The following is a 21,974-nucleotide window of genomic DNA, read 5'->3' as shown; positions in this document are numbered from 1 at the left end:
CACTCTCCTTTTTCTTTTTGTTAATTCTACACCCAACTGCAACGAAATAGGTAGACAAATGTCGTTTTAAAACTAAATTTCCCGGAAAATGTTGAACCATGCTTATATTTTACGAGAAACAAAGTTCATAAACTCCTTAAACGCCCGGATGCCGGTCCTATCCCTTTTAAAAACACCGGCATGCTCAAGGACAGTTGTAAAAGTTAAGCCAACTTCTTGTTTAAAGATTTCAGACACGTTTTCGCTATTTAGTTCAGGGTACTTTTCCTTAATGGATGTTGCCCATGTAAGATGTTTAATAATCGTTTGATTTTGCTTCATCTTCTCATAACTTTCATTTTTCACAAGACTATCAGCAAGCGTTTTCAACTCCTCTTGTAATCGTCCGGGGAGAACCGCAAGACCCATTACTTCAATTAAGCCTATATTCTCCTTTTTAATATGATGTACCTCCTGATGAGGATGAAAAATGCCTAATGGATATTCCTCATTTGTTCGATTATTCCTGAGGACAAGATCCAGTTCATAAAGGCTGCCGTTTCTTCTAGCAATGGGTGTTATTGTATTATGGGGAATATCCCCAGTAAAAGCTTGAATATCAACACGTTCATCACTGTACATTTTCCACTGCTGTAAAATGTAACCTCCAAGTTCAGCAAGTTCATAACGGTTAAGACCCTGAAGGCGAATAACCGACAACGGCCACTTAATGATCCCCGCTTTTACATTCGGATATTGCGAAAACTGAAATGTCATTTCCATTTCTGCTTTCGCCATTGGAAAGTCGTGACTGCCTCCTTGAAAGTGGTCATGGCTTAAAATTGATCCACCTACAATCGGAAGGTCAGCATTGGAACCAAGAAAATAATGTGGAAATTTCTCGGTGAATTCCAGGATTCTCTTAATTGTTTGTTTACTAATCTTCATTGGTTCATGCTTATCTTTAAAAATAATCGCATGCTCGTTATAGTATACGTATGGAGAGAACTGGAAAAACCATTGTTCCTTGGATAATTCCAACGGAATGACCCGCAAGTTTTGCCTGGCCGGATGATTCATTCTTCCTGAATATCCGACATTATCCTTACACAACAGGCATTCAGGATAGGAGCTTTGTTTAAGCATTCTTTCCGCTGCAATCTCTTTCGGATCTTTTTCAGGTTTTGATAAGTTAATTGTAATTTCAATATCTCCATATTCTGTAGGAACAGACCAATGCTCATTTTTAGCTATTCTGTCCGTTCTGATATAATGGATCTCCTGGGAGAGCTGATAAAATTTCTTTGTAGCTGCTTCGGCACCCAGCGATTCATATGCCTGATAGAAATTCCTAATTACTTCAGAGGGGCGGGAAAGTAAACAGCCCATTAATTTGGTATCGAAAAGATCACGGTAAGTGGTTGAATTCTCTTCTATCCTGCCATTTTCTGCGGCCCAATCCAGGATCTCTTCCAGGATGCTGATAGGGAAATCGAGATATTCATCCGGTACGACACAGCTCTCCCATTCTTCTAAACCGAGAACATCAAGGAGTGCGTTTCTAACAAAATCAATATCATATTTTGAGAATAACTTTTTCCTTAACCCAAATTGTAAAAGCCGTTCAATTTGCTCATAGATATTCGTTGGCATGTTCATTCAAACCTTCCTAACGGTTATTTTGTAGCAAACCTGTCAATTCTCCCGCACCATCACCAATTTCCACAACATAAAAATCTGCCTTTAACCCTGTTTTTTCTGTGTATTTATGGCCAACATTTCTAATGAAGGTGTCAATACTCTCTTTTTTTACAATACTAACCGTACAACCTCCAAAGCCCGCCCCGGTCATCCGCGAACCAATGACTCCCGCTTCTGCCCAAGCTGCTTCCACTAGGGTATCAAGCTCAAAGCCTGTAACTTCGTAATCATCTCTTAAAGAAACATGTGAATCATTCATCAATTGACCAAAACCAAGTATATCCCCTTTCTGCAATCTATTTACTGCATCTATGGTTCTAGCATTTTCATATACAGCATGCTTGACACGTTTTACATCTAACGGTTCTGATATTAAATGTTTATACTGCTCGAACTTATCTGGAAACAGGTCCCCTAATGAGGTAATCTCCAATTCTTGCTGTAACTGTTTTAATGCTCGTTCACATTCACCCCGGCGTTCGTTATATTTTGATTCAGCAAGACCTCTCCGTTTATTCGTATTGGCAATAATAAGGGCTGCATCCCCTAATTCAACCGGGCTGTATGTATAAGTGAGTGTGTTACAATCAAGGAGAATAGCCTTTTCTTTTTTACCCATTCCGATAGCAAATTGGTCCATAATCCCGCAGTTTACTCCGATAAATTGGTTTTCTGCCTGCTGGCACATCTTTACCATCTCAACCATATTAACATTTAAATCAAATAAACCCTTTAAAAGCACAGAAGTGGCAAGTTCGATTGACGCCGAGGATGACAGCCCGGCACCGTTTGGAATATTCCCATAGAACAACACATCAAAGCCTTCATTAATATCAAATTGATGTTCCTTAAATAGTTTGATTACTCCTTTTGGATAGTTCACCCAATCATGATTTGCTTCATATACTAGCTCATTTAGATGAAATTCAATGATAGTAAGAGATTCAAAGTTTTTAGAATAAGCTTTTACTAAATTATCGTTTCTTTTTCGTGCAATCGCGTACGTCCCCACACTTAAAGCACAGGGAAAGACATGGCCGCCGTTATAATCTGTGTGTTCTCCGATTAAGTTTACACGCCCCGGTGCAAAAAAAGCTCGAATTTCACCTTCATTACCAAATAGATTTATAAACTCGTTTTTTAATTGATTTATCATAATTCCCCAACCTTTCTTTGAAGAAATCTATCGTAGGGTATTTCTTGCTTATTCTTTTACACTTTCCCGTAAAACCAGCTCTGTAGGCAGGACAATCTTTAATGGAATCGTTCTCCCTTTAATCCGGTCGGACAATAGTTTTACTGCTGTCTTCCCCATTTCTTCCGTATGGACTTTAACTGTAGATAAAGCAGGGTTTAAGTAGGCTGCCGCTTCAATGTCATCAAAGCTGATTACGGATATATCCCCCGGTACCTTGATATCGGCTTCATGCAATGCCCTAAAGGCACCCAATGCCATTGGATCACTCCCCACCACAACCGCAGTAGGTAAAGGCCCCTTTTCTATTAACGCTTTCATTAATTGATATCCGCTGTTCGGTCCAAATTCACCTAACAAAACCTTCTCATGGTTATATAGTCCCTTTTCCCTCATAATCGCTTCGTAGACTCTTTCGCGAGTATCTGCCTCCTCAAAGGTCTGATTCGAACTAATATGTTTAATCACTTTTCTACCACCAATATAGGCTATATCTGAATGACCGTTAGTAAATAAATATTCTAGAACTTCGCGTGTAGCTGACTCAAAATCAGAAACAACAACATCATAGTTATGGCGATCAGGCATATAATCCACAATGACAATATTGCTATTTTCGTAGTAAATATCCTTTAGATCGCTTACATCCACATTACCTAGAACGATCAGCCCATCTAGTCCATTTACAACAGCAGGTGATATTTGATTCTTTCCTACAGTTAGAATAGTAGCTATATTTAGGGAATATTGTTCACAAATACTTTCAATTCCATTTCGGATCGACAAAAAATAGGGATCGATGGTTTCATCTTTTGTTAACACGATTCCAATTTGATAGGACTCTGATTGTTTTTCAGATTTTTTTCGTGTTATTTTATAATTTAATTTACTTGCCGCCTCAAGCACCCTTTTTCGGGTTTCTTCTCCAACAGATAATGATGGATCATTATTTAAAATCCTTGATACAGTAGCTGTAGAAACGTTAGCCTGTTCAGCAATATCTTTAATCGTTGCCATTTCAATCCTCTTCCTTGTATTATCACCTTTAGTAAACATTACTAAATATTCTAATTAAAATATAACAAAATGTGTTAATTTTTTCAATATCTACGATAAAAATTAATATATATATGAGTAAAACTCAAGTATTTAGTAATGTTTACTAAAATCAAATTACTCTATTGCCTCATTTTTTAATAAAAAAAAGCCAGCAGGCTGACTTAGAAGGATATGTTTTATTCTTCTTCTACTTTTTTAAACCGCCACAAAAGGCTTGTATAATCTCCTTTTAGCTTTGGTATGGCAATGCCGGCATACATTAATTCATCGCCGCCATAAACCCTTCCTGTTTCAATATGTTGATAAAGATATTCTGAATTTAATCCCTTAAACCTAAGTGAAATAAAGGGTTCATTGGGCTGTGCTAATACTTTATAATATCCAACAACAGCCTCTGTCCGGTCGTCTGATACAAATAACCAAGCTGTTTCATTTCCTGCGAATGGACTGAGCAGGCGATAAAAATTTCCGAATTGTATGATATGACGAATTTCTTTATAAAAACGAACTTGTTTTTTGACTTCTTTTCTTTCCTCAATTGATAACTTCGTCAAATCAAGCTCGTAACCAAAGTTACCCGACATGGCAACATTTCCTCGCATTGCAAGTGATGTCACACGGTGAACCTGATGATTCGGTACGGCTGAAACATGCGAGCCCATGGTGATAGGAGGATAGACGAGACTTGTTCCATATTGTATTTTTAAACGAGATACCGCATCGGTATTATCGCTGGTCCATGTTTGCGGCATGTAATAAAGCATTCCCGGGTCAAAACGGCCACCGCCTCCGGAACAGCTTTCAAATAAAATTCCAGGAAAACCGTCAGTGATTTCTCCAAGTACCCGATAAAGGCCCAGCATATAGCGATGGGCTGTTTCACGCTGCCGTGCAGGAGGTAATGCTGCCGATCCAACTTCCGTCATGTGCCGATTCATATCCCACTTAACATAACTGATTGGCGCGCTTGCTAGAACTGTCGAAACTGCCTCAATAATATAATCGCATACTTCTTTTCGCGATAAATCCAGAATCAATTGGTTTCTGCCTTCGGAACGGCTGCGGTTGGGAACATGGATACACCAATCAGGATGACTGCGATAAAGGTTACTGTCTACTGAAACCATTTCAGGTTCAAACCATAAGCCGAATTCCATTCCCAGGTTGCGAATTTTAGTTGCCAGGTCAGCTAGTCCATGCGGTAGCTTATGCGTATCAACAACCCAATCACCCAAAGAGCTCTTATCATTGTTCCGTTTTCCAAACCAGCCATCATCTAATACAAATAATTCAATCCCCGCTTCTTTTCCTGCTTTGGCAATTTCGATAATTTTATCATCGGTAAATTTCATGTAAGTGGCTTCCCAATTATTAATTAAAATTGGGCGAATGAGGTCACGGTACGTTCCTTTGCACAAACGGGTACGATATATCTCATGAAAGGTGCGGGACATATCTCCAAGACCCTTATTTGAATACACCATTACCACTTCAGGGGTTTGGAACAGTTCTTCCTGTTCCAGTAACCAACTGAAGTCAAATGGGTTAATCCCAATCGAAGCACGTGCCGTATGAAATTGGTCTACTTCTACCTGTGCTAAAAAATTCCCGCTATAAACCAGGTTAAATCCATAGACCTCACCGTAAACCTCATTGGCATCTTTTCGTAAAAGAGCAAAAAATGGGTTCTGCTGGTGACTGCTTGCCCCGCGCATACTTTCAATCATTTGATTACCCGGAACAATTGGCCGTCTAGCAATATTCCGTTCATTAATATGTGATCCATATAGTGTCAAGAAATCAAATTGATCGTCGCGGAAATCTACATTCGCACTTAATGCCCGTAGAATCTTAATCGGTTGAACCCCGTGATTTTCGAATCGAACGGAACGAGTTATGACATTGAAACTATCAAAAACCGTATAAGTAAGGATAACGGATAAACCAATTAAATGGTCTTCTAAAATAACATCTAATGTTACTGCTTCAGATTCATTCTCAATATAAGTAGCGGGAAGCCCATTTAATTTGGGTTTACCTTTAAATATGAAATGTTTTTTATACCGAAGATCTGAAATCGTAGAACCGTTTTCCAATTGAATTTGATAGGCAGGTGTTCGAAAATCAGTATTCCCATATCCGGGATACTCCTCGGGCAAGGTATCTAATGAAAAGGTTCGATCTGAAGGATCGGGATTAGGTGAGAATCCCCTGTCAACAAACGAAACCGGATTACTTTGATGATATTTTTTTATTTTCCTTCCCCAATAAAGATGAGTGATATAACCTTCTCTTTGTATTTGAAAACAATAGCTCGTATCTTTGCCCTGCAGATGGAAAACCTTCAACTTCGCATCAAAATGAATCCCCATAGAAATTACCCCACTCAAAAAAGGGGCAAAAGCCCCTAAATTTTATTTCAATATATATACTCTTGTTTCATAAGGCTTTAGTGTGAGTTCTTTCCGTAATTTCTGATCCGCGCTATCATAATTATTTAGGACTAGTGAAGAGGTTGAATAGGATACACTTGATGGAACTTTAAACCTAGTAGATTTTTCACTGAAATTGTTAATGACAATCGCCTTTTTACTGCCTAATTTGCGAGTGTAAACAAATAGTTTCCTGTGATTTGCTAATAACAATTCGTAAGTACCGTATACGAACAATGGATTCTCTTTTCTCAAGCGAATTAATTTTTTATAAAAATGTAAAATAGAATCAGGATCGTTTAATTGTTTCTCTACATTAATCTCTTTATAATTTGGATTTACACCAAGCCATGTTTGATCGGTAGTTGTAAATCCTCCCATGTTCGTTGAATCCCATTGCATGGGAGTACGAGAATTATCCCGGCCTTTTTCCCAAATCACCTTCATAATCTCTTCATGGGAACGTCCCTTAGCTGTTTCAATTTTGTAGTAGTTAATCATGCCAACATCATTATATTCGTTTATAGAAGAAAATTGAACATTAGTCATCCCGATTTCCTGGCCTTGATAAATAAATGGCGTGCCCTTCATGAGGAAATATAAAGATCCCAGCATTTTGGCACTCTCTTTCCAATACTTGAGGTCATCTCCCCAGCTTGAAACTCTTCGCGGCTGGTCATGGTTTTCGATGAATAAGGCATTCCAGCCTCTGCCTTCCAAACCAGTTTGCCATTTGGTTAATACCTTTTTTAACTTACGTACGTCTATTGAATCTCCTGAATCCTTATCCCAAAGATCTAAAAATTCAAACTGAAATATCATATTGAAATAGCCGTTTTCTTCACCGACCCATTTGTCCGCTTCATTAAGGCCGACACCATTTGCTTCGCCGACGGTCATAACGTCATAGTTTTTAATAGTTTTTTCAGACAATTCAGTGAGGAATTCATCAATTCCTTTCACATTCATCATGTAAGGAAAGCAGGAAACATAATCCAAACCCTCCAGGTTCGGCATATCCGGGAATCCTGGTTCCTTTTTGATATGGGATATAGCATCAACACGGAAACCGTCGATGCCTTTTTCCAGCCACCAATTCACCATTGTTTCCAAGGCATTTCTAACTTCAGGGTTTTCCCAATTCAAATCGGGCTGGCGTTCCGAAAAGATGTGCATGAAATATTGGTCAGTTTCCTCGTCATATTTCCAAGCCGGGCCGCTGAAAATAGATTCCCAGTTGTTGGGTTCCTTTCCATTTTTTCCGTCCCGCCAAATGTACCAATCGCGCTTTGGATTGTCTTTCGAAGTACGTGACTCGATAAACCAGGGATGCTCATCGCTCGTGTGATTAATGACTAAATCTAAAATCAATTTCATGCCTCGCTTATGAACTTCTTCAAGAAGCTCATCAAAATCAGCCATAGTACCAAATTCATCCATAATATCCTGGTAATCGGAAATATCGTAGCCATTATCATCATTTGGGGATTTATACATCGGCGAAAGCCAAATGACATCAATCCCCAACTCTTTTAGGTAATCTAATTTTACAGTAAGTCCTTTTAAATCGCCAATGCCGTCGCCGTTGCTATCCATAAAACTTCGAGGATACACCTGATAGGCGACACTTTCTTTCCACCATTTTTTGTTCATTGCGCACCTCTAATTCTCAAATTGTTGCTACACCCACCACATCTGTGAAACAGGTTCATCAATGAGAACCGTTTTTAAATTGCTTACGGCACGTTTAAATCCTTCATTAATCGACATGATTGGATCCTCATGTTCAATGCTGACTACATAATCGTAACCATATGTTCGAAGCGCACTCATCATGTCAGACCATTCCTTTAAACTATGTCCGCAGCCAACTGAACGGAATGTCCATGCGCGGGTACGAACTTCCCCATATGGCTGCATATCGGTTAATCCATACATATTCACATTTTCCTGATCAATGTATGTATCTTTAGCGTGGAAATGGTGGATGGCATTTTCTTTTGCTAAAATTTTAATCGCCGCAACCGGATCAATTCCCTGCCACCATAAATGGCTTGGATCTAAATTCGCGCCGATGGCATCACAGGTTTCCTCACGAAGCTTTAAGAGAGTATAAGGTGTATGAACTAAAAAGCCGCCGTGAAGCTCAAGTCCAATCTTAACATTGTGCTCCTTGGCATATTGACCTACTTCTTTCCAGTAAGGAATCAGTTTTTCTTCCCATTGCCATTTTAATACATCGCCATACTCATTAGGCCACGGTGTGACTGGCCAATTGGGATATTTAGCATCTTCATGATCCCCTGCTGTACCTGAAAAACAATTCACAACCGGCACACCCATTAATGAAGCAAGTTTAATAGTTTTTAAAAGTGTTTCGTGAGAGTTTTTAGCAAATTCTTTTTCAGGGGATATAGGATTACCATGACAGCTGAAAGAACTGATCATCAAATCACGTTCCTCTAGCTTTTGCATGTACTCCTTGCGTGCTACTTCACTTTCCAATAACTCTTCTAAATTACAATGACTGTTACCAGGGTAGCAGCCAGTTCCAATTTCAACCGCATGAAGCCCTGCTTCTTTTACAGTATCCAGCATTTCCTCAAATGATTTTTCCGCAAATAATACGGTAAAAACGCCTAGTTTCATAATAAAATCCCCTCTCTATCATTGCATTCATAAATACGGAGGGATATGGCGACCCTATTCCCTAACGCCAATCCCTATCATCCGATAAGAAATTTTTTCATCGTTATTTCAATCGTACAATTTGTTTCATTTCATTAGATTCAAGTGCTGCCAAAATAACCGCTAATGATTTCATGCCTTCCTCACCAGGTACCGGAGGCTCTTGCCCTGTTAAAATCGAGTCGACAAATTTCTCAATCACATGGGAGTTATTTTGACCACCTTCGGCATTGGACTGGATTTTTCCAAGCTCATACTTGACCACTTCCCCGTTCGTATATTGGACAATAAGTGAGGAAGTTGGGTCGTCCTCTAAACGAAGGATCGCTTTTTCTCCATATATTATCGTAGAATTATCTTCCTTGCTGACATACGCCCAGCTGGCTGCAAGTGTACCAATGATGCCGCTTTCTGTTTTTAATACACAAACAGCATTATCATCGACATCAGCGAAATTCTTTGCACTTGTTTCTACAAATGAACCCACTTCAACAATTTCTTCTCCTAACACATAGCGCAGTAAATCGGTCTTATGGACACCCAAATCACCCATCGCTCCAACGAACGCTTTTTCCTTTTGGAAAAACCATCCTTCTTTTCCTTCTACACTCCAGCCTTCCGGGCCGCCATGGCCAAATGCTGTACGGAAGCTATAAATCTTGCCGATTTCTCCGCTTTGAATAAACTGACGAGCTTTTTGATGGGACGGTACGAACCGCTGATTATGAGCAATCATTAATTTTTTGCCGCTTGCCTTAGCAGCTGCAATCATTGCTTCTGCCTCTTGTTTAGAGGTTGCCATTGGTTTTTCACAAAGAACATGAATCCCGGCTTCCAAAGCCGCAATCGAGATTGGCGCATGAAGATAGTTCGGTGTACAAACGCTGACAGCGTCCACCTCACTGCTTTCCAATAACGCTTTATAGCTTGTGAAGGAGAGAACCCCATATTTTTCAGCTACTTCTAATGCACGCTCCTCATTAATATCACAAACTGCTACGAGTTCCACATTTGGATTGACTTGATATTCCGGTAAATGACGATGCTGCGCAATACTGCCGCAGCCGATAACACCAACTCTTAACTTTTCCATGATTATTTTCCTCCTTTAATTATTTCTAATGGCTTCGCATTTCCATAGACAGGCCGTTCACGTTTGACAGGCTCTGCCCATTTCACGGCATTGATAATGACACGCTGAATTTGTGGGTTATGATAGGTCGGATAGGTTTCATGACCAGGTCGGAAGTAAAACACTTTACCGTTTCCGCGTTTGTATGTACAGCCGCTGCGGAATACTTCCCCGCCTTCAAACCAGCTGGTAAAAATCAGTTCGTCAGGCTGCGGAATATCAAAATGCTCCCCGTACATTTCTTCTTGTTCCAATTCAATATATTCAGAGATTCCTTCTGTAATTGGATGGCTCGGACTAACAACCCAAAGACGTTCTTTTTCATCCGCTTCACGCCATTTTAGATCACAGCTTGTTCCCATTAAGGTTTTAAAGATTTTCGAAAAATGGCCGGAGTGAAGAACAATCAATCCCATGCCGTCCAGGACACGCTGCCGTACCTTTTGGACGACTTCATCATTTACCTCGCCATGCGCGAGATGGCCCCACCAAACCAATACATCGGTATTATGTAGTACATCATCCGTTAAGCCATGCTCCGGCTCATCCAGGGTAGCGGTTCTTGCTTCGACCCCTGCCGTCTGAAGGAATTCCGCAATTGCTCCATGGATTCCATTCGGATAGATATCCCTTACCACCGGATTTTTTTGTTCATGACGGTTTTCATTCCATACTGTTACTTTTACCATGATTGATCACTCCTTTTTCATCGTTCACTTTAACTATTATTTTAGAGAATGAAAAAATTTTTGAAACTGCTTACATTGACGCATAGGGTGGAAAATATTGAACCTATTTATCCTTTGACGTTATATTATAACCACTCTAAATGGTGAGAAAAATAAGAATACCACCTAAATTTTTCATATCCACAATTTATTTTTCACAGATTGCGGTACTTTTCTTTCAAATAATTCATACTGATTTCAATGCTTTCAAATGGTGTTCGACGGCTCACATCCTGCTCGACTACCCACCACTGAACATCGGCTTCTTCTCCTATATGAAGTATGGCTTCTAGATCAACGCCGCCTGTTCCAAGCTCGGCAAAAAATTGCTCCTCATCTGTTGTCATATCTTTCAAATGAATGAGCGGTGTGCGATTTTGATAACGTTTCACCCACTCCACAGGCTCTTCACCTGCTTTTGTCAGCCAATACACATCGAGCTCTGTCTTCAGATTGTCTGTGTTTGTATCGTTAAAAATAGCTTCAAGCGCCATTCTGCCATCCGAAAGACGTTTCAGTTCAAAATCATGATTATGATAGCAAAGAGTGATGCCTTCACGACGGCACTCTTCACCCGCCCGTTCTAAAAATGCAATAAGAGCTTTGTAATCATTTTCGCTACGGCGCTCCGGCGTTAAGTAAGGGCAGACCACATAGTTACTTCCTAAGATTTTTTGATCTTCAATGACCCCTGCTAAATTGGATTCCAATTCTTCGAGAGGCACATGGCTGGCTGCAGCCTTAAGACCAAGCTCATCCAATAACGCTTTTACTTCTATTGCCGTTAATCCATAATAGCCGGCAAATTCAACGCCATCAAAGCCAAGATCTGCCACTTTTTTCAATGTCCCCGCGAAATCTTTTTCACATTCATCACGTAATGTGAACATTTGTACAGCTACCGGAATGTTTATCATCCTTAACCATCACTCCTTCAAACATTACTTATTTGATTACATCTTATATTGTATATCTACAAATAAATATAGATGATATAATTGAAACATCTACTATTTTGCTATTTTGTTAGGAACAGAGGGAACTTATGACGACAAACATATTTTTTTGCGGCTATTCATATCACATAAATGGATATCATTCACAGTATAAATCCGGGTACCCGATATATCTTTTCCGCCTGCAAACAGAAGGTCTTTGCGAAGTAGTGGTAAAGAAAAGAAAAATGGAGCTCGGGAAAGGGGACCTTTTGCTTATTAAGCCGGGAGATCACTATGAACTACTAGTCAAAGAAGGTCAAAACAGCGGTGACTATCACTTGGGCTGCGATGGAGCTTGGATTGACGAATGGTGGAGTCGTTGTGAAAAACCGGATGTTTCCCGAATCAATCTGGATGAAAAGCTTTTGTCCTTATGGCGCCAAATCATGATCGAAAAACGCCGTCCGGCGTCCATCAAAAACGAAGAGCTCGCCGGCTATTTGCTGCGAGCACTCTGTTTATCTCTGGAACGGGCTGTTAACGAAACGGACAGATCCTTCAGTCACCCGTATCCGGTGGCACGGATGATGCGTTACATTGAAGAGCATGCCACGATTGCCTTTAAAGTGGAGGATGTTGCTCAACATGCCGGGCTTAGCGTCTCCAGGTCCGTTCATCTATTCAAAAGCAGCGTTGGGAAAACAATGATGGAATACGCACAGGAAATCCGCTTGTCCGTAGCCATCGAGAGAATGCAATACACGACACTGACACTCGAACAGATTGCTGAAGACTGCGGCTTCGGAACCTATCCCTATTTTCATAAAGTATTTAAAAAGAAGTACGGCAAAGCTCCTGGTGTGTACAGGCGTCTAGAATACTAGAGTATACGTTTAAACAAATGCAACAGCGTTCATGGTGCCCGTTTTCGAATATGTAAGGGCAAAACGGTCATCATGAAGCGTACACCGGGCCCGTTCTAATTGAAATTCTTCGCTATTTTATTATGAGTGACTTCGATTTTCCCCGGCAGGACAAAAAGATACTCAATTAGGCTTTCTAATAAGTCCATTAATAACGAGGTCATCTCATAATCCATTTCAGTTTCTAACTCAAGCATTCGATGTAACGAACCATCAGTGGCCAATAAATGGCTAAGGGATTGAATAGGCTTTGCTAAATTTACATGATTCGGAAGAATTTCAAGCTGTTCAGACAAAGGCTGACCTATACTTTTTTCACCGAGAAAATGCTTTAGTATACTTTCAATTACTCTTTTAGACATAACGGCTGTAGCAGAATTTTCTTTAGATTGATGCACATTTATCGCTGAACGGTAGGCCCTGATTAGATCCTTTGGAATATTAGGTAATTTTTCTATTTGATTAATCGGATGTTTTGAAGCTTGAAGATCATAAATATATGTATCAGCATGTTCCCCTTGTTCATCTTGACCTTCCTTGGTCATAATGATAAAAACTGCTGATTTTTTACATAGGGGACAACTACACTCAGTTACCAAGCCGATCTTACTGTTTTGGTAATTTGCATTCAGCATAAATTCAGTTGTTTTTCGGCATCCCGGGCACTCACATTGAATACTCTTTGGTATTTTTAAATTTCCATATTTAATGTAAGAATTGACTGAGCCTGGATTTATCCTTCTCATTTGTAAGCCTCCTGATTATTCCATTTATGCAAAATACAGTGTGTCTCCTTTTACTACTTCTCCGCTGGTCTTTAATAACCTATAGTTTTTTCATCCATTATTGTAACCATTAATAATAATATTTTATTATTCCCCCAAAAAGTAAAATAAAAATAGAAAAGCTAGAAAGCACTGATTTTCCCACATCAAATCAGTATTTCTAGCCTTTTAATTATTTTATAAATTAATTTTCGAGGTAATATTATCAAAGTCTTTAATGACTTCATTGGTTTCTGCTGATTTAAAAATCGTTTCCATCAATTGTAAGACACGCAAAACTTCCTCATTTTTGACGATAGGCTCTGCTTTTCCTTCAACCACTGAAATCACGTTGTCATAAAAGCTTTCCATTACCGTTTCTATTTTTGGTAAAGCCGACGTACTGACAGCTAATTCAGACGGAGGTGCCATCGTTTTCGTCAGCCCTTGCCCTGCTTTTATTGGTTTCGGGGCTTCTACATCCGCACCCCGATTCTGAGTAACGATTTTACCATTGAGATCCCAATCTTGGATGACTGCCGTTCCTGATGTTCCTTTTACGTACCATCGCGGCAGTTGAATGAAATTTGTTGTTCCTACTTCCACTAAAGAAGTGCAACCGTTTTCAAACGTGATACATACTTGAAACCCATCGTCTACTTCGTCCCCTAAAATATAACTTAAATTGGCATAGACACTCTCAATCTTACTGTCGACCATAAATAGCAGTTGATCCAGTAAATGGACACCCCAGTCCAGCAGCATCCCTCCGCCATAAGCTTTCAGATGTCGCCAGTCTCCGGGAATCCCATTAGCTCCTTGTACGCGTGATTCAATGTGAAAGACATTTCCAATAATCTGTTCATCGTATACTTTTTTTATGGTAAGAAAGTCCTCATCCCATCTTCGATTTTGATGGACAATAAACTTCCTGTCATTCAATTTTGCAGCCTGCATAATTTCGATTAACTCTTCACTGTAAATGGTCACCGGCTTTTCGCAGATTACATGCTTTTTTGCATTTAAGGCTGCAATTGCTATTTCTTTGTGCACATCATTAGGGGTGGCAATGAGAACAAAATCCACCGCATCATCAGATAAGACAGCAGATAAACTTTCATATGCCTTGTATCCATCAGCCAAGGAAGCAGCTCTTTTTTCCTCCAAAATATCATAGGTTCCAACGACGTTTATGCTTTGGTTTTCTTTTAGCAGCTTCGCATGATAGCTTCCCATACCGCCATAACCAACAATAACTAACTGATAGTTTCTATTCGTCATGTTTATATCTCCTTTTTATTGGCTTTCTAATATAAATAAAGAAGAACAAGATTTCTTCAATTGATTATTTTCGCGAAACATTATTAATTTAATTACATCTTATATCATTGATCTTTAAATAAACATAGATGATATTATTAAAACATATACTATTGTGCTATTTTCTATATAGGAACCTTTCAATTATTTCAATTTAAGGAAAACAAACTACTCCAAAAAAGTATATTATGTTAACCTCCATGCTAAAATGAGCAGAGATTTGTTCCTTCTCTGCTCATGAATTAACCTATTCTCTTTTAATTAATTTATAAATTCAGCTCGATATTCATTAGGCGTAACACCTTCAACCTTTTTGAACACCTTCCGAAAATATTTGTCATCCTGATAGCCAATCATGTTTGCAATTTCGTAAATCTTTAACTGGCTGTTTTTTAATAAAGATTTGGCCTTATCCATTCGGATTTTAACGATATAATCTGAGATATTCACGTTAAATTCCTGCTTGAATTTCCTGGAGATGTATTCCCTGCTTATATAAAAATGATCGGATATCTCTTGCAGTTTTACATCTCGGTCGAAGTTTGCCTGCAGGTATTTTTCGATGTCACAGATGATATTACTATTTTTCTTAAGCGTCCTTCTCTTTATTTTTTCTAAGAAGATAGCAATCTCACGCAATTTTCTCTTTTTATATTCCTCCAGTTGAAAGGTTCCGTTTTGATCAAAAAACAAATCGACTCGTCTTTCAATATCCTCTGCAACTTTTACAGAAAGGTTATAATTCTTAAACCACCTATTACTTATCACTAGATATTCATTTTCCAATTGCAGCAGCTGTTTTAATGATAAAGAATTGTTTTCGATAAAGTCAATTGCAATTTGATTGATTAATTCCTCAAATGCCCCGATTTCACCGGCTTGTATAGCCAGTTCAATATTAGATGAGTAGGACATAAGATTCTTTAAAGCAATGGCAGGCTGAAGCTCAAAACAATAGACTCTATTAACTGTTTCGTCCAAAATATTACTATTTAATAAAACCTGTTTGGCCTGATGATAAGAATCCATCAATTTGGAATGGTAATAAACCATACTTCCTACCGCAATCGGGCAGGAAATATCCATTGCAGTTTTGATTGTCCGATAGATTCGTGTTAAAAGGTCTACCATTTGCTCAAACTTGTTCCAGAAGATAATGACAATTTCACCTTTATTGGATAAATAGCGAAACCCGATTCCACATTCTTTTTCCAATAAAATTTCATTAATGACATTTAAAATCGTAAAATACGCTAAATCCCGATCCCCATGAAAGGTCTTGATGGTCTTTCCGTTAATCCGGACAAGAGCTGCCGTATAATTTTGGGACAGATGAAGCCCAAATTCTTCATATAACCCTTCCTTCTTCATATCTCCGTTCAAAATTTGAGTAAGCTTTCTATCTCGATAAACCGGCTTTATTTCATTAATCAACTGATAGCTGCTTTCTTTTTTCTTTCTTTCCGCTTCTTCATCCTTCCATTCCTTTACCGCTTTTTCCAATGTTTGATTTAAGATTTCCGGATCGATAGGCTTTAATAAATAGTCTGAACTGCCGAAATGAATCGCCTTTCGCATATAGTGGTAATCATCATATCCGGTCACAACAACAGTCTTGCTGGTTGGCTGATGTTCTTTTATCCACTCTAAAAGCTGGGTACCATCCATTTTTGGCATCTTCATATCTGAGAAAATGATTGCAGGACTATATTTATGAATGATGGAAATAGCCTCTTCACCATTTCCAGCCTCGTATATTTCTTTTATCCCATTCTGTTCCCAAGCCCCAAGCAGCTTAATACCTTCACGGACATGTTTTTCATCATCGACTATTAAGACCTTCATGATTGCTCCACCTCTTTCGGCATATCTGTAGGGATTTGGATGGTAACAGTAAATCCACTCTCCAGACTGCCGGTAATAAACAATTTTGCCTGATTTGCATAATAAATTTGCAAACGATCATGAATATTTTTTAAACCAATTGATTCTCTTTTCCTCTCTTCTTTTGAGCCGCCTTGATTGAGTTCACGGCGAATAGTTCTTAGCTGCTCTTCATTTACACCTATCCCATTATCTTTTACTCTTATGCAAACAAGCTCCTCATCTTGCATCCATGCCTCTATTAAAATCGCTGCCTTCTCTTCCTGCTGATCAAATCCATGCTTAAAACAATTTTCCACTATCGGCTGTAAGATCATTTTCGGTACAAGAATTCCTTCTACTTTTTTTTGAATATCCAGTTCGAATTCAAACTGTTCTTCAAATCGTTGTTTTTGTAAAAGCAGGTAGGATTTAACATGCTTGATCTCTGATGAAAACGGCACAATATCTTCCTTCATATTCATGCTGTATCTCATAATATTAGAAAGAGAGGTTATTAACGAGTAAACCGGGGCCGCGTTATGTTTAAGTGCCAAGGTTCCGATTGATTGGAGGGCGTTATATAAAAAATGAGGATTAATTTGCGACCGCAACACCCGAAGCTGTGAAGCTTTATTTTGAATATCCAATTTATACTCTCTCTCTATCAATTCATTGATTTTCGCAATCATTGATTTGAAGTTCCGTCCCAGCATTCCAATTTCATCGTTCCCAAACGAATCAAAATCCGCCTCAAATTCCCCTGCCTCTACTTTTTTCATATTGGCACTCAACACTTTAATCGGAGCTGTTATCTTAAATGAAACAACCATGGTGGCAAATAACACAATGACGAGTGTTATTAAACCAATAAAGATATTCATAAGGGCTGTTTGTCTTGCACTTTGATAAAGAACATTATAAGGAATTCTTTTTACGATATACCAGTTCTTAAACTGTGCAGAAAACCTTTCAGATACGATAACCCCTGAAAAATGTTGATCCTTCCATTCGATACTTTTGCTGGATGAAGACATCTGTTTTACTTGTTGAAACCATTCCTCATTATTTTTGGTTCCGATTACCTTTTTATTTGAAGAATAAATAATCCTTCCATTTTCATCCATTATATAAAGATCTTCAGCATTTTTTGTGTAAAGTCTATCGGCAATAGAGCTTATTTTTGAAAGATTGATATCAATGGATAAAAAGCCTAAAAAATTGTCTGATGGCACGTCTCTAATAATATTATGAAAGCTTAAAACATTAACCTTCTCCGAATTCGGAATAAAAGATAAATGGTTATAGCTATAAATTAAATGTGGCGGTTCAATCAATGAATATCCATTATAGCAAATTAATTTTGAATAGTAGGGATGACTAAAGACATTTTCATATTTTCCACGGCCGCTTAAGGATGAATGGTAAATGGTATAAGAATCCTTACCATTATTAATGTAAAGATGCATTTGCTCTATTTCCGGCCGTGTATTAAATAAATAGATTAGTGCTCTATGGACTTCCTCTTGGTTATTTTGTATATCGTCTGATATACCATCTCTAAATACATTCATAAATGGAGTATACCGATAAAGAACTGTTGACATTTCCGCAATATCCTGCAAATAACTCGTAATATCCTCCTTCCCTTTTACAATCAGGTCATGATTGGTGGAAACAAATCGTTCATTGAGAGCCTTTGTTGTTTGATAATAAGTAATGGCAATTGATGATCCAAAAGGGAGAACGGTTACCAGCATTAAAAAGATTATTAATTTTTTACGAATATCCCATCCCATTCCAACTTGGCTAGCTTAAAGGAAAACATATTAAACCACTAAACTAACCCGCCCCCCTTTCAAATGAGTTTTAATAAATCCCATGCCAATCGAAAGTATTTTTCTCATTGTAGCATAAAACTAAAATCAGCCTATATTTGATTTTTATTTGAAAGTAAAAATGGATACGTTATTCCTGTTCAATATTTTCCACCCTACTGGTCAATGTAAGCCATTTCATTATTTTCACAATTCACTAAAATAAAGTTATGGGAGGTGCAGTCAGTGAATAACCAGAGTAAATTAGATAACGTAGATGGTGTAGTCTTAACTAATTTGAAAAACAGTAAAGTGTCGAAATCAGTTTCCTTAAATAAGAAGAAGCTGAAAGATATAGGGTTATTTGCCCTATTTGTCGGTCCGGTATTGTTAGCATTTATTATTATTGTCTTGATCCCCTTCTTTACAGGTATCTATTATGCTTTTACAGACTGGAACGGGGTAACAGGAGCCATCAAATGGGTTGGCTTGGATAATTTTAAATATTTATTTACCCAAGACAAGCAATTTCAAAGCTCCTTCATCCTGACTACCAAATATACGGTAGTAGCGATAATCTTAACTAATGCGATCGGGTTTGGATTAGCAATGCTTGTAACCCAAACGTTTAAAACAAGAAACATTTTACGAACCGTTTTCTTCATGCCAAATTTAATTGGCGGTCTGTTATTAGGGTTTATCTGGCAGTTCATATTTGTAAAAGGGTTTGCATCAATTGGCCAGTTAACAGGAATTCCGCTTTTCAATTTAGCTTGGTTAGGGGATGCCAGTACAGCTTTTTGGGGAATTGTGATTGTCAGTGTATGGCAAGGCGCAGGTTACATTATGATCATCTATATCGCAGCCTTACAGAACGTCCCACAGGAATTAATCGAAGCAGCCAAAATTGACGGAGCGAATAGGTGGCAGATTCTTCGCCACATTACGATGCCGATGGTAGCGCCAGCCGTAACCATCTGTTTATTCTTAACAACTGCATCATCATTTAAGGTCTTTGACGCGAACCTGTCGCTGACGGGCGGCGGTCCATTTAAATCAACTGAGATGTTAGCGCTTAACATTTATACAGAAGCTTTCGTAAATAATCGCTATGGTGTTGGTGAGGCAAAAGCGTTAATTTTCTTTATCGTAGTAGCAGCCATTACCATTATTCAAGTGACGATTTCTAAGAAAAAGGAGGTTGAGTCATAGTGGGAAACAGGTATACAGGAAAAATATTTATTGGTGAAATTCTTGCGATCCTGCTCGGTCTTGTCTTTTTAGTCCCTTTCTATTATGTTTTTTCAAACTCCTTGAAGCCGTTTGCTGATATTTTAACCAACACCTCTTCTTTGCCGAAAGTGTTGGAATTTCAAAACTATGTGAATGCATTTGAAAAACTGGATTATTTAAAAGTATTTTCAAATTCATTGATGATTACGATTGCAAGCAATGCCGTTCTGGTTGTCTTTTGTTCGATGGCAGCGTATATGCTGGTAAGAACTAAAAAGAAAATCAGTAATGTGATTTTCATGACATTCGTTGCAGCGATGATTATTCCCTTTCAATCCATCATGATCCCGCTGATGAAAACAGCCGGAAACTTTGGACTCTTAAACAGCATTTGGGGCCTTGTTATCATGTACTTAGGTTTTGGATCCGGGATGACCATTTTCTTATATCATGGTTTTATTAAAGGGATTCCCGTCGAGCTTGAAGAGGCTGCCATTATTGACGGATGTTCAAGATTTGGCGTATTCTGGAGAATCGTATTTCCTTTATTAAAACCAATTACGGTCACCATCGTTATTTTAAACAGCTTATGGATTTGGAATGATTTCTTATTACCATCACTCGTCCTTCAAGATCCCGAATTAAGAACGATTCCGTTAGCAACCTTTTTCTTCTTTGGTCAATTTACGAAGCAATGGGATCTAGCATTAGCAGCATTAGTAATGGGAATTGTTCCTTTATTAATTTTCTTCTTTGCGATGCAGAAACACATTATTAAAGGGATTACAAGTGGATCTATCAAGTAATTTTTATCAAGGGAACACTCTCTGCTGTCTGAAAATCAGACATTTGAGATCTATATAAAAAAATAGAAAAAAATTTGGAGGGGAAATCAATGAGTTTTAAAAAGTATTCATTTGTCGCGGGTGTACTATCGGCTTCACTTCTTTTGGCAACGGCTTGTTCTAGCAACAGTACATCAGGAAATCAAAACAGCGGCAGTAAAAGCGGGAAGGTAGTGGTGGATATCTTCCAAGGGAAGGTTGAAATTGCCGATCAATTAAAAGCATTAACCGATAAATATACAAAAGAACATCCAAATGTTACGTTTAATATCGAAACAGTAGGCGGCGGTGCTGATGGAGCTGCTGCATTAAAAGCAAAGTTTGCTTCCAACAAGGCACCTGATATCTTTACTAGTCAAGGTTACCAAGATGTGATTACATGGAAAGATAAATTAGAAGATTTATCCGATCAGCCATGGGTAAAAGATGCCTATCCAAATGCGTTAAAGCCAATGACATTAGACGGAAAAATTTATGGACAGCCTGTTAACATGGAAGGTTATGGATTCGCTTACAATAAAGCATTATTTAAAAAAGCAGGAATTACTGAACTTCCAAAAACATTCTCTGAGTTAGAGACAGCAGCAAAAAAGCTTAAAGATGCAGGTATCACCCCATTCTCTGTTGGATATGCAGAATGGTGGGTATTAGCAAACCATGGTTTAAATGTTCCGTTTGCCTACGAACAATCTGATGATCAAAACTTCATCAGCGGTTTAAATTCCGGCACTTCTAAAATTGCAGGTAACAAATATTTTGATGACTACTTCAAGCTATTAGATTTAACGATTAAATATGGTAACAAAAATCCTTTAACAACAGACTACAATACGGAAGTCACACAATTTGCTAAAGGTGAAACAGCTATGATCCAACAAGGTAACTGGATCCAACCAATGCTTGATAAGCTTACTCCAAACATGGATGTTGGTTTCATTCCATTAGCACTTACGGATGACCCTGCTCAAGCAGATAAATTAATGGTTGACGTACCTAGTAACTGGGTTGTTTATAACAAAGCACCGGAAGCTGACAAAAAAGCAGCAAAAGATTTCTTAAATTGGATGGTTTCATCTGAAGAAGGTAAAACAGCTTTAGTAAAAGATTTTAAATATATCCCTGCTTTTAAAACAATCGAAGCAAAAGCAGAAGATATTGGACCTCTAGGTGCAGAGCTTCAAAAATACTCTCAAGAAGGCAAAACTTATACTTGGCAGTTCATGAAATATCCTGATGGTGCAGGCCAGGAATTTGGTGCAACCCTTCAAGCATATGTTGGCGGTCAAAAATCGAAAAACGATGCTGAAAAAGCCCTAGATGCAACATGGGCAAAATTGAAAAAATAATCTTATAAGCT

The 21,974-nt window shown here is 38.4% G+C and carries 17 protein-coding genes; 4 read left to right on the top strand and 13 right to left on the bottom strand.

Annotation, left to right across the window (positions count from 1 at the left end):
• Positions 1-102: 102 nt before the first annotated feature.
• The 9 genes from galT to J2S10_RS05745 form a co-directional block, all read right to left on the bottom strand.
• Positions 103-1,632, bottom strand: coding sequence for a UDP-glucose--hexose-1-phosphate uridylyltransferase (gene galT / locus J2S10_RS05785; RefSeq protein ID WP_307406740.1), 1,530 nt, complete (start codon positions 1,630-1,632; stop codon positions 103-105).
• Between the two features lie 16 nt (positions 1,633-1,648).
• Positions 1,649-2,836, bottom strand: coding sequence for a galactokinase (locus tag J2S10_RS05780; RefSeq protein WP_307405325.1), 1,188 nt, complete (start codon positions 2,834-2,836; stop codon positions 1,649-1,651).
• A gap of 48 nt (positions 2,837-2,884) precedes the next feature.
• Entirely contained in the window at positions 2,885-3,892 is a 1,008-nt protein-coding gene (locus tag J2S10_RS05775) for a LacI family DNA-binding transcriptional regulator (protein WP_307405323.1), read from the bottom strand.
• A 218-nt stretch (positions 3,893-4,110) separates the two neighbouring features.
• On the bottom strand, positions 4,111-6,306 hold the full coding sequence (locus J2S10_RS05770; protein ID WP_307405321.1) for an alpha-galactosidase: 2,196 nt from the start codon (positions 6,304-6,306) through the stop codon (positions 4,111-4,113).
• A gap of 42 nt (positions 6,307-6,348) precedes the next feature.
• Positions 6,349-8,019: a glycoside hydrolase family 13 protein gene (locus tag J2S10_RS05765; RefSeq protein ID WP_307405319.1), complete on the bottom strand. Its 1,671-nt coding sequence runs from the start codon at positions 8,017-8,019 to the stop codon at positions 6,349-6,351.
• Positions 8,020-8,046: 27 nt separating this feature from the next.
• Positions 8,047-9,015: a sugar phosphate isomerase/epimerase family protein gene (locus tag J2S10_RS05760; protein WP_307405317.1), complete on the bottom strand. Its 969-nt coding sequence runs from the start codon at positions 9,013-9,015 to the stop codon at positions 8,047-8,049.
• Between the two features lie 103 nt (positions 9,016-9,118).
• Entirely contained in the window at positions 9,119-10,147 is a 1,029-nt protein-coding gene (locus J2S10_RS05755) for a Gfo/Idh/MocA family protein (protein WP_307405314.1), read from the bottom strand.
• Between the two features lie 2 nt (positions 10,148-10,149).
• Complete coding sequence (locus J2S10_RS05750) at positions 10,150-10,875, bottom strand: ThuA domain-containing protein (RefSeq protein ID WP_307405312.1); 726 nt, start codon at positions 10,873-10,875, stop codon at positions 10,150-10,152.
• Between the two features lie 194 nt (positions 10,876-11,069).
• Complete coding sequence (locus tag J2S10_RS05745) at positions 11,070-11,831, bottom strand: sugar phosphate isomerase/epimerase family protein (RefSeq protein ID WP_307405309.1); 762 nt, start codon at positions 11,829-11,831, stop codon at positions 11,070-11,072.
• A gap of 128 nt (positions 11,832-11,959) precedes the next feature.
• On the opposite strand from J2S10_RS05745, the gene J2S10_RS05740 reads away from it, so the two are divergent.
• Complete coding sequence (locus J2S10_RS05740) at positions 11,960-12,736, top strand: AraC family transcriptional regulator (RefSeq protein WP_307405308.1); 777 nt, start codon at positions 11,960-11,962, stop codon at positions 12,734-12,736.
• 95 nt (positions 12,737-12,831) lie between these two features.
• Here the strand turns inward: J2S10_RS05740 and J2S10_RS05735 are convergent, their stop codons facing one another.
• From J2S10_RS05735 to J2S10_RS05720, 4 genes are all read right to left on the bottom strand, one after another.
• On the bottom strand, positions 12,832-13,521 hold the full coding sequence (locus J2S10_RS05735; protein ID WP_307405306.1) for a hypothetical protein: 690 nt from the start codon (positions 13,519-13,521) through the stop codon (positions 12,832-12,834).
• 216 nt (positions 13,522-13,737) lie between these two features.
• Positions 13,738-14,820: a Gfo/Idh/MocA family protein gene (locus J2S10_RS05730; protein WP_307405304.1), complete on the bottom strand. Its 1,083-nt coding sequence runs from the start codon at positions 14,818-14,820 to the stop codon at positions 13,738-13,740.
• A gap of 300 nt (positions 14,821-15,120) precedes the next feature.
• Positions 15,121-16,704 (bottom strand): response regulator transcription factor, encoded by a 1,584-nt coding sequence (locus J2S10_RS05725; RefSeq protein WP_307405302.1) that lies wholly within the window; start codon positions 16,702-16,704, stop codon positions 15,121-15,123.
• Positions 16,701-18,521, bottom strand: coding sequence for a sensor histidine kinase (locus J2S10_RS05720; protein WP_307405300.1), 1,821 nt, complete (start codon positions 18,519-18,521; stop codon positions 16,701-16,703). The genes J2S10_RS05725 and J2S10_RS05720 overlap by 4 nt, the downstream gene beginning before the upstream one ends.
• 330 nt (positions 18,522-18,851) lie before the next feature.
• Between J2S10_RS05720 and J2S10_RS05715 the strand changes: the two genes are divergently transcribed.
• From J2S10_RS05715 to J2S10_RS05705, 3 genes are all read left to right on the top strand, one after another.
• Positions 18,852-19,751, top strand: coding sequence for a carbohydrate ABC transporter permease (locus J2S10_RS05715; RefSeq protein ID WP_307406738.1), 900 nt, complete (start codon positions 18,852-18,854; stop codon positions 19,749-19,751).
• Positions 19,751-20,578 (top strand): carbohydrate ABC transporter permease, encoded by an 828-nt coding sequence (locus J2S10_RS05710; RefSeq protein WP_307405298.1) that lies wholly within the window; start codon positions 19,751-19,753, stop codon positions 20,576-20,578. Before J2S10_RS05715 ends, J2S10_RS05710 begins: the two co-directional genes overlap by 1 nt.
• Before the next feature lie 89 nt (positions 20,579-20,667).
• Positions 20,668-21,963, top strand: coding sequence for an ABC transporter substrate-binding protein (locus tag J2S10_RS05705; protein WP_307405296.1), 1,296 nt, complete (start codon positions 20,668-20,670; stop codon positions 21,961-21,963).
• Positions 21,964-21,974: the final 11 nt, after the last annotated feature.

The sequence above is a fragment of the Neobacillus ginsengisoli genome (assembly GCF_030813055.1).
This window is presented reverse-complemented; position numbering and strand designations above follow the sequence as displayed.

Excerpts from the sequence above, each read along its gene's own strand:
- J2S10_RS05735 (WP_307405306.1), bottom strand. The coding sequence starts at position 13,521 with ATGAGAAGGATAAATCCAGGCTCAGTCAATTCTTACATTAAATATGGA.
- J2S10_RS05760 (WP_307405317.1), bottom strand. The coding sequence starts at position 9,015 with ATGAAACTAGGCGTTTTTACCGTATTATTTGCGGAAAAATCATTTGAG.
- J2S10_RS05780 (WP_307405325.1), bottom strand. The coding sequence starts at position 2,836 with ATGATAAATCAATTAAAAAACGAGTTTATAAATCTATTTGGTAATGAA.
- J2S10_RS05725 (WP_307405302.1), bottom strand. The coding sequence starts at position 16,704 with ATGAAGGTCTTAATAGTCGATGATGAAAAACATGTCCGTGAAGGTATT.
- J2S10_RS05720 (WP_307405300.1), bottom strand. The coding sequence starts at position 18,521 with ATGGGATGGGATATTCGTAAAAAATTAATAATCTTTTTAATGCTGGTA.
- J2S10_RS05775 (WP_307405323.1), bottom strand. The coding sequence starts at position 3,892 with ATGGCAACGATTAAAGATATTGCTGAACAGGCTAACGTTTCTACAGCT.
- J2S10_RS05765 (WP_307405319.1), bottom strand. The coding sequence starts at position 8,019 with ATGAACAAAAAATGGTGGAAAGAAAGTGTCGCCTATCAGGTGTATCCT.
- J2S10_RS05730 (WP_307405304.1), bottom strand. The coding sequence starts at position 14,820 with ATGACGAATAGAAACTATCAGTTAGTTATTGTTGGTTATGGCGGTATG.
- J2S10_RS05755 (WP_307405314.1), bottom strand. The coding sequence starts at position 10,147 with ATGGAAAAGTTAAGAGTTGGTGTTATCGGCTGCGGCAGTATTGCGCAG.
- J2S10_RS05705 (WP_307405296.1), top strand. The coding sequence starts at position 20,668 with ATGAGTTTTAAAAAGTATTCATTTGTCGCGGGTGTACTATCGGCTTCA.
- J2S10_RS05745 (WP_307405309.1), bottom strand. The coding sequence starts at position 11,831 with ATGATAAACATTCCGGTAGCTGTACAAATGTTCACATTACGTGATGAA.
- galT (WP_307406740.1), bottom strand. The coding sequence starts at position 1,632 with ATGCCAACGAATATCTATGAGCAAATTGAACGGCTTTTACAATTTGGG.
- J2S10_RS05740 (WP_307405308.1), top strand. The coding sequence starts at position 11,960 with ATGACGACAAACATATTTTTTTGCGGCTATTCATATCACATAAATGGA.
- J2S10_RS05770 (WP_307405321.1), bottom strand. The coding sequence starts at position 6,306 with ATGGGGATTCATTTTGATGCGAAGTTGAAGGTTTTCCATCTGCAGGGC.
- J2S10_RS05750 (WP_307405312.1), bottom strand. The coding sequence starts at position 10,875 with ATGGTAAAAGTAACAGTATGGAATGAAAACCGTCATGAACAAAAAAAT.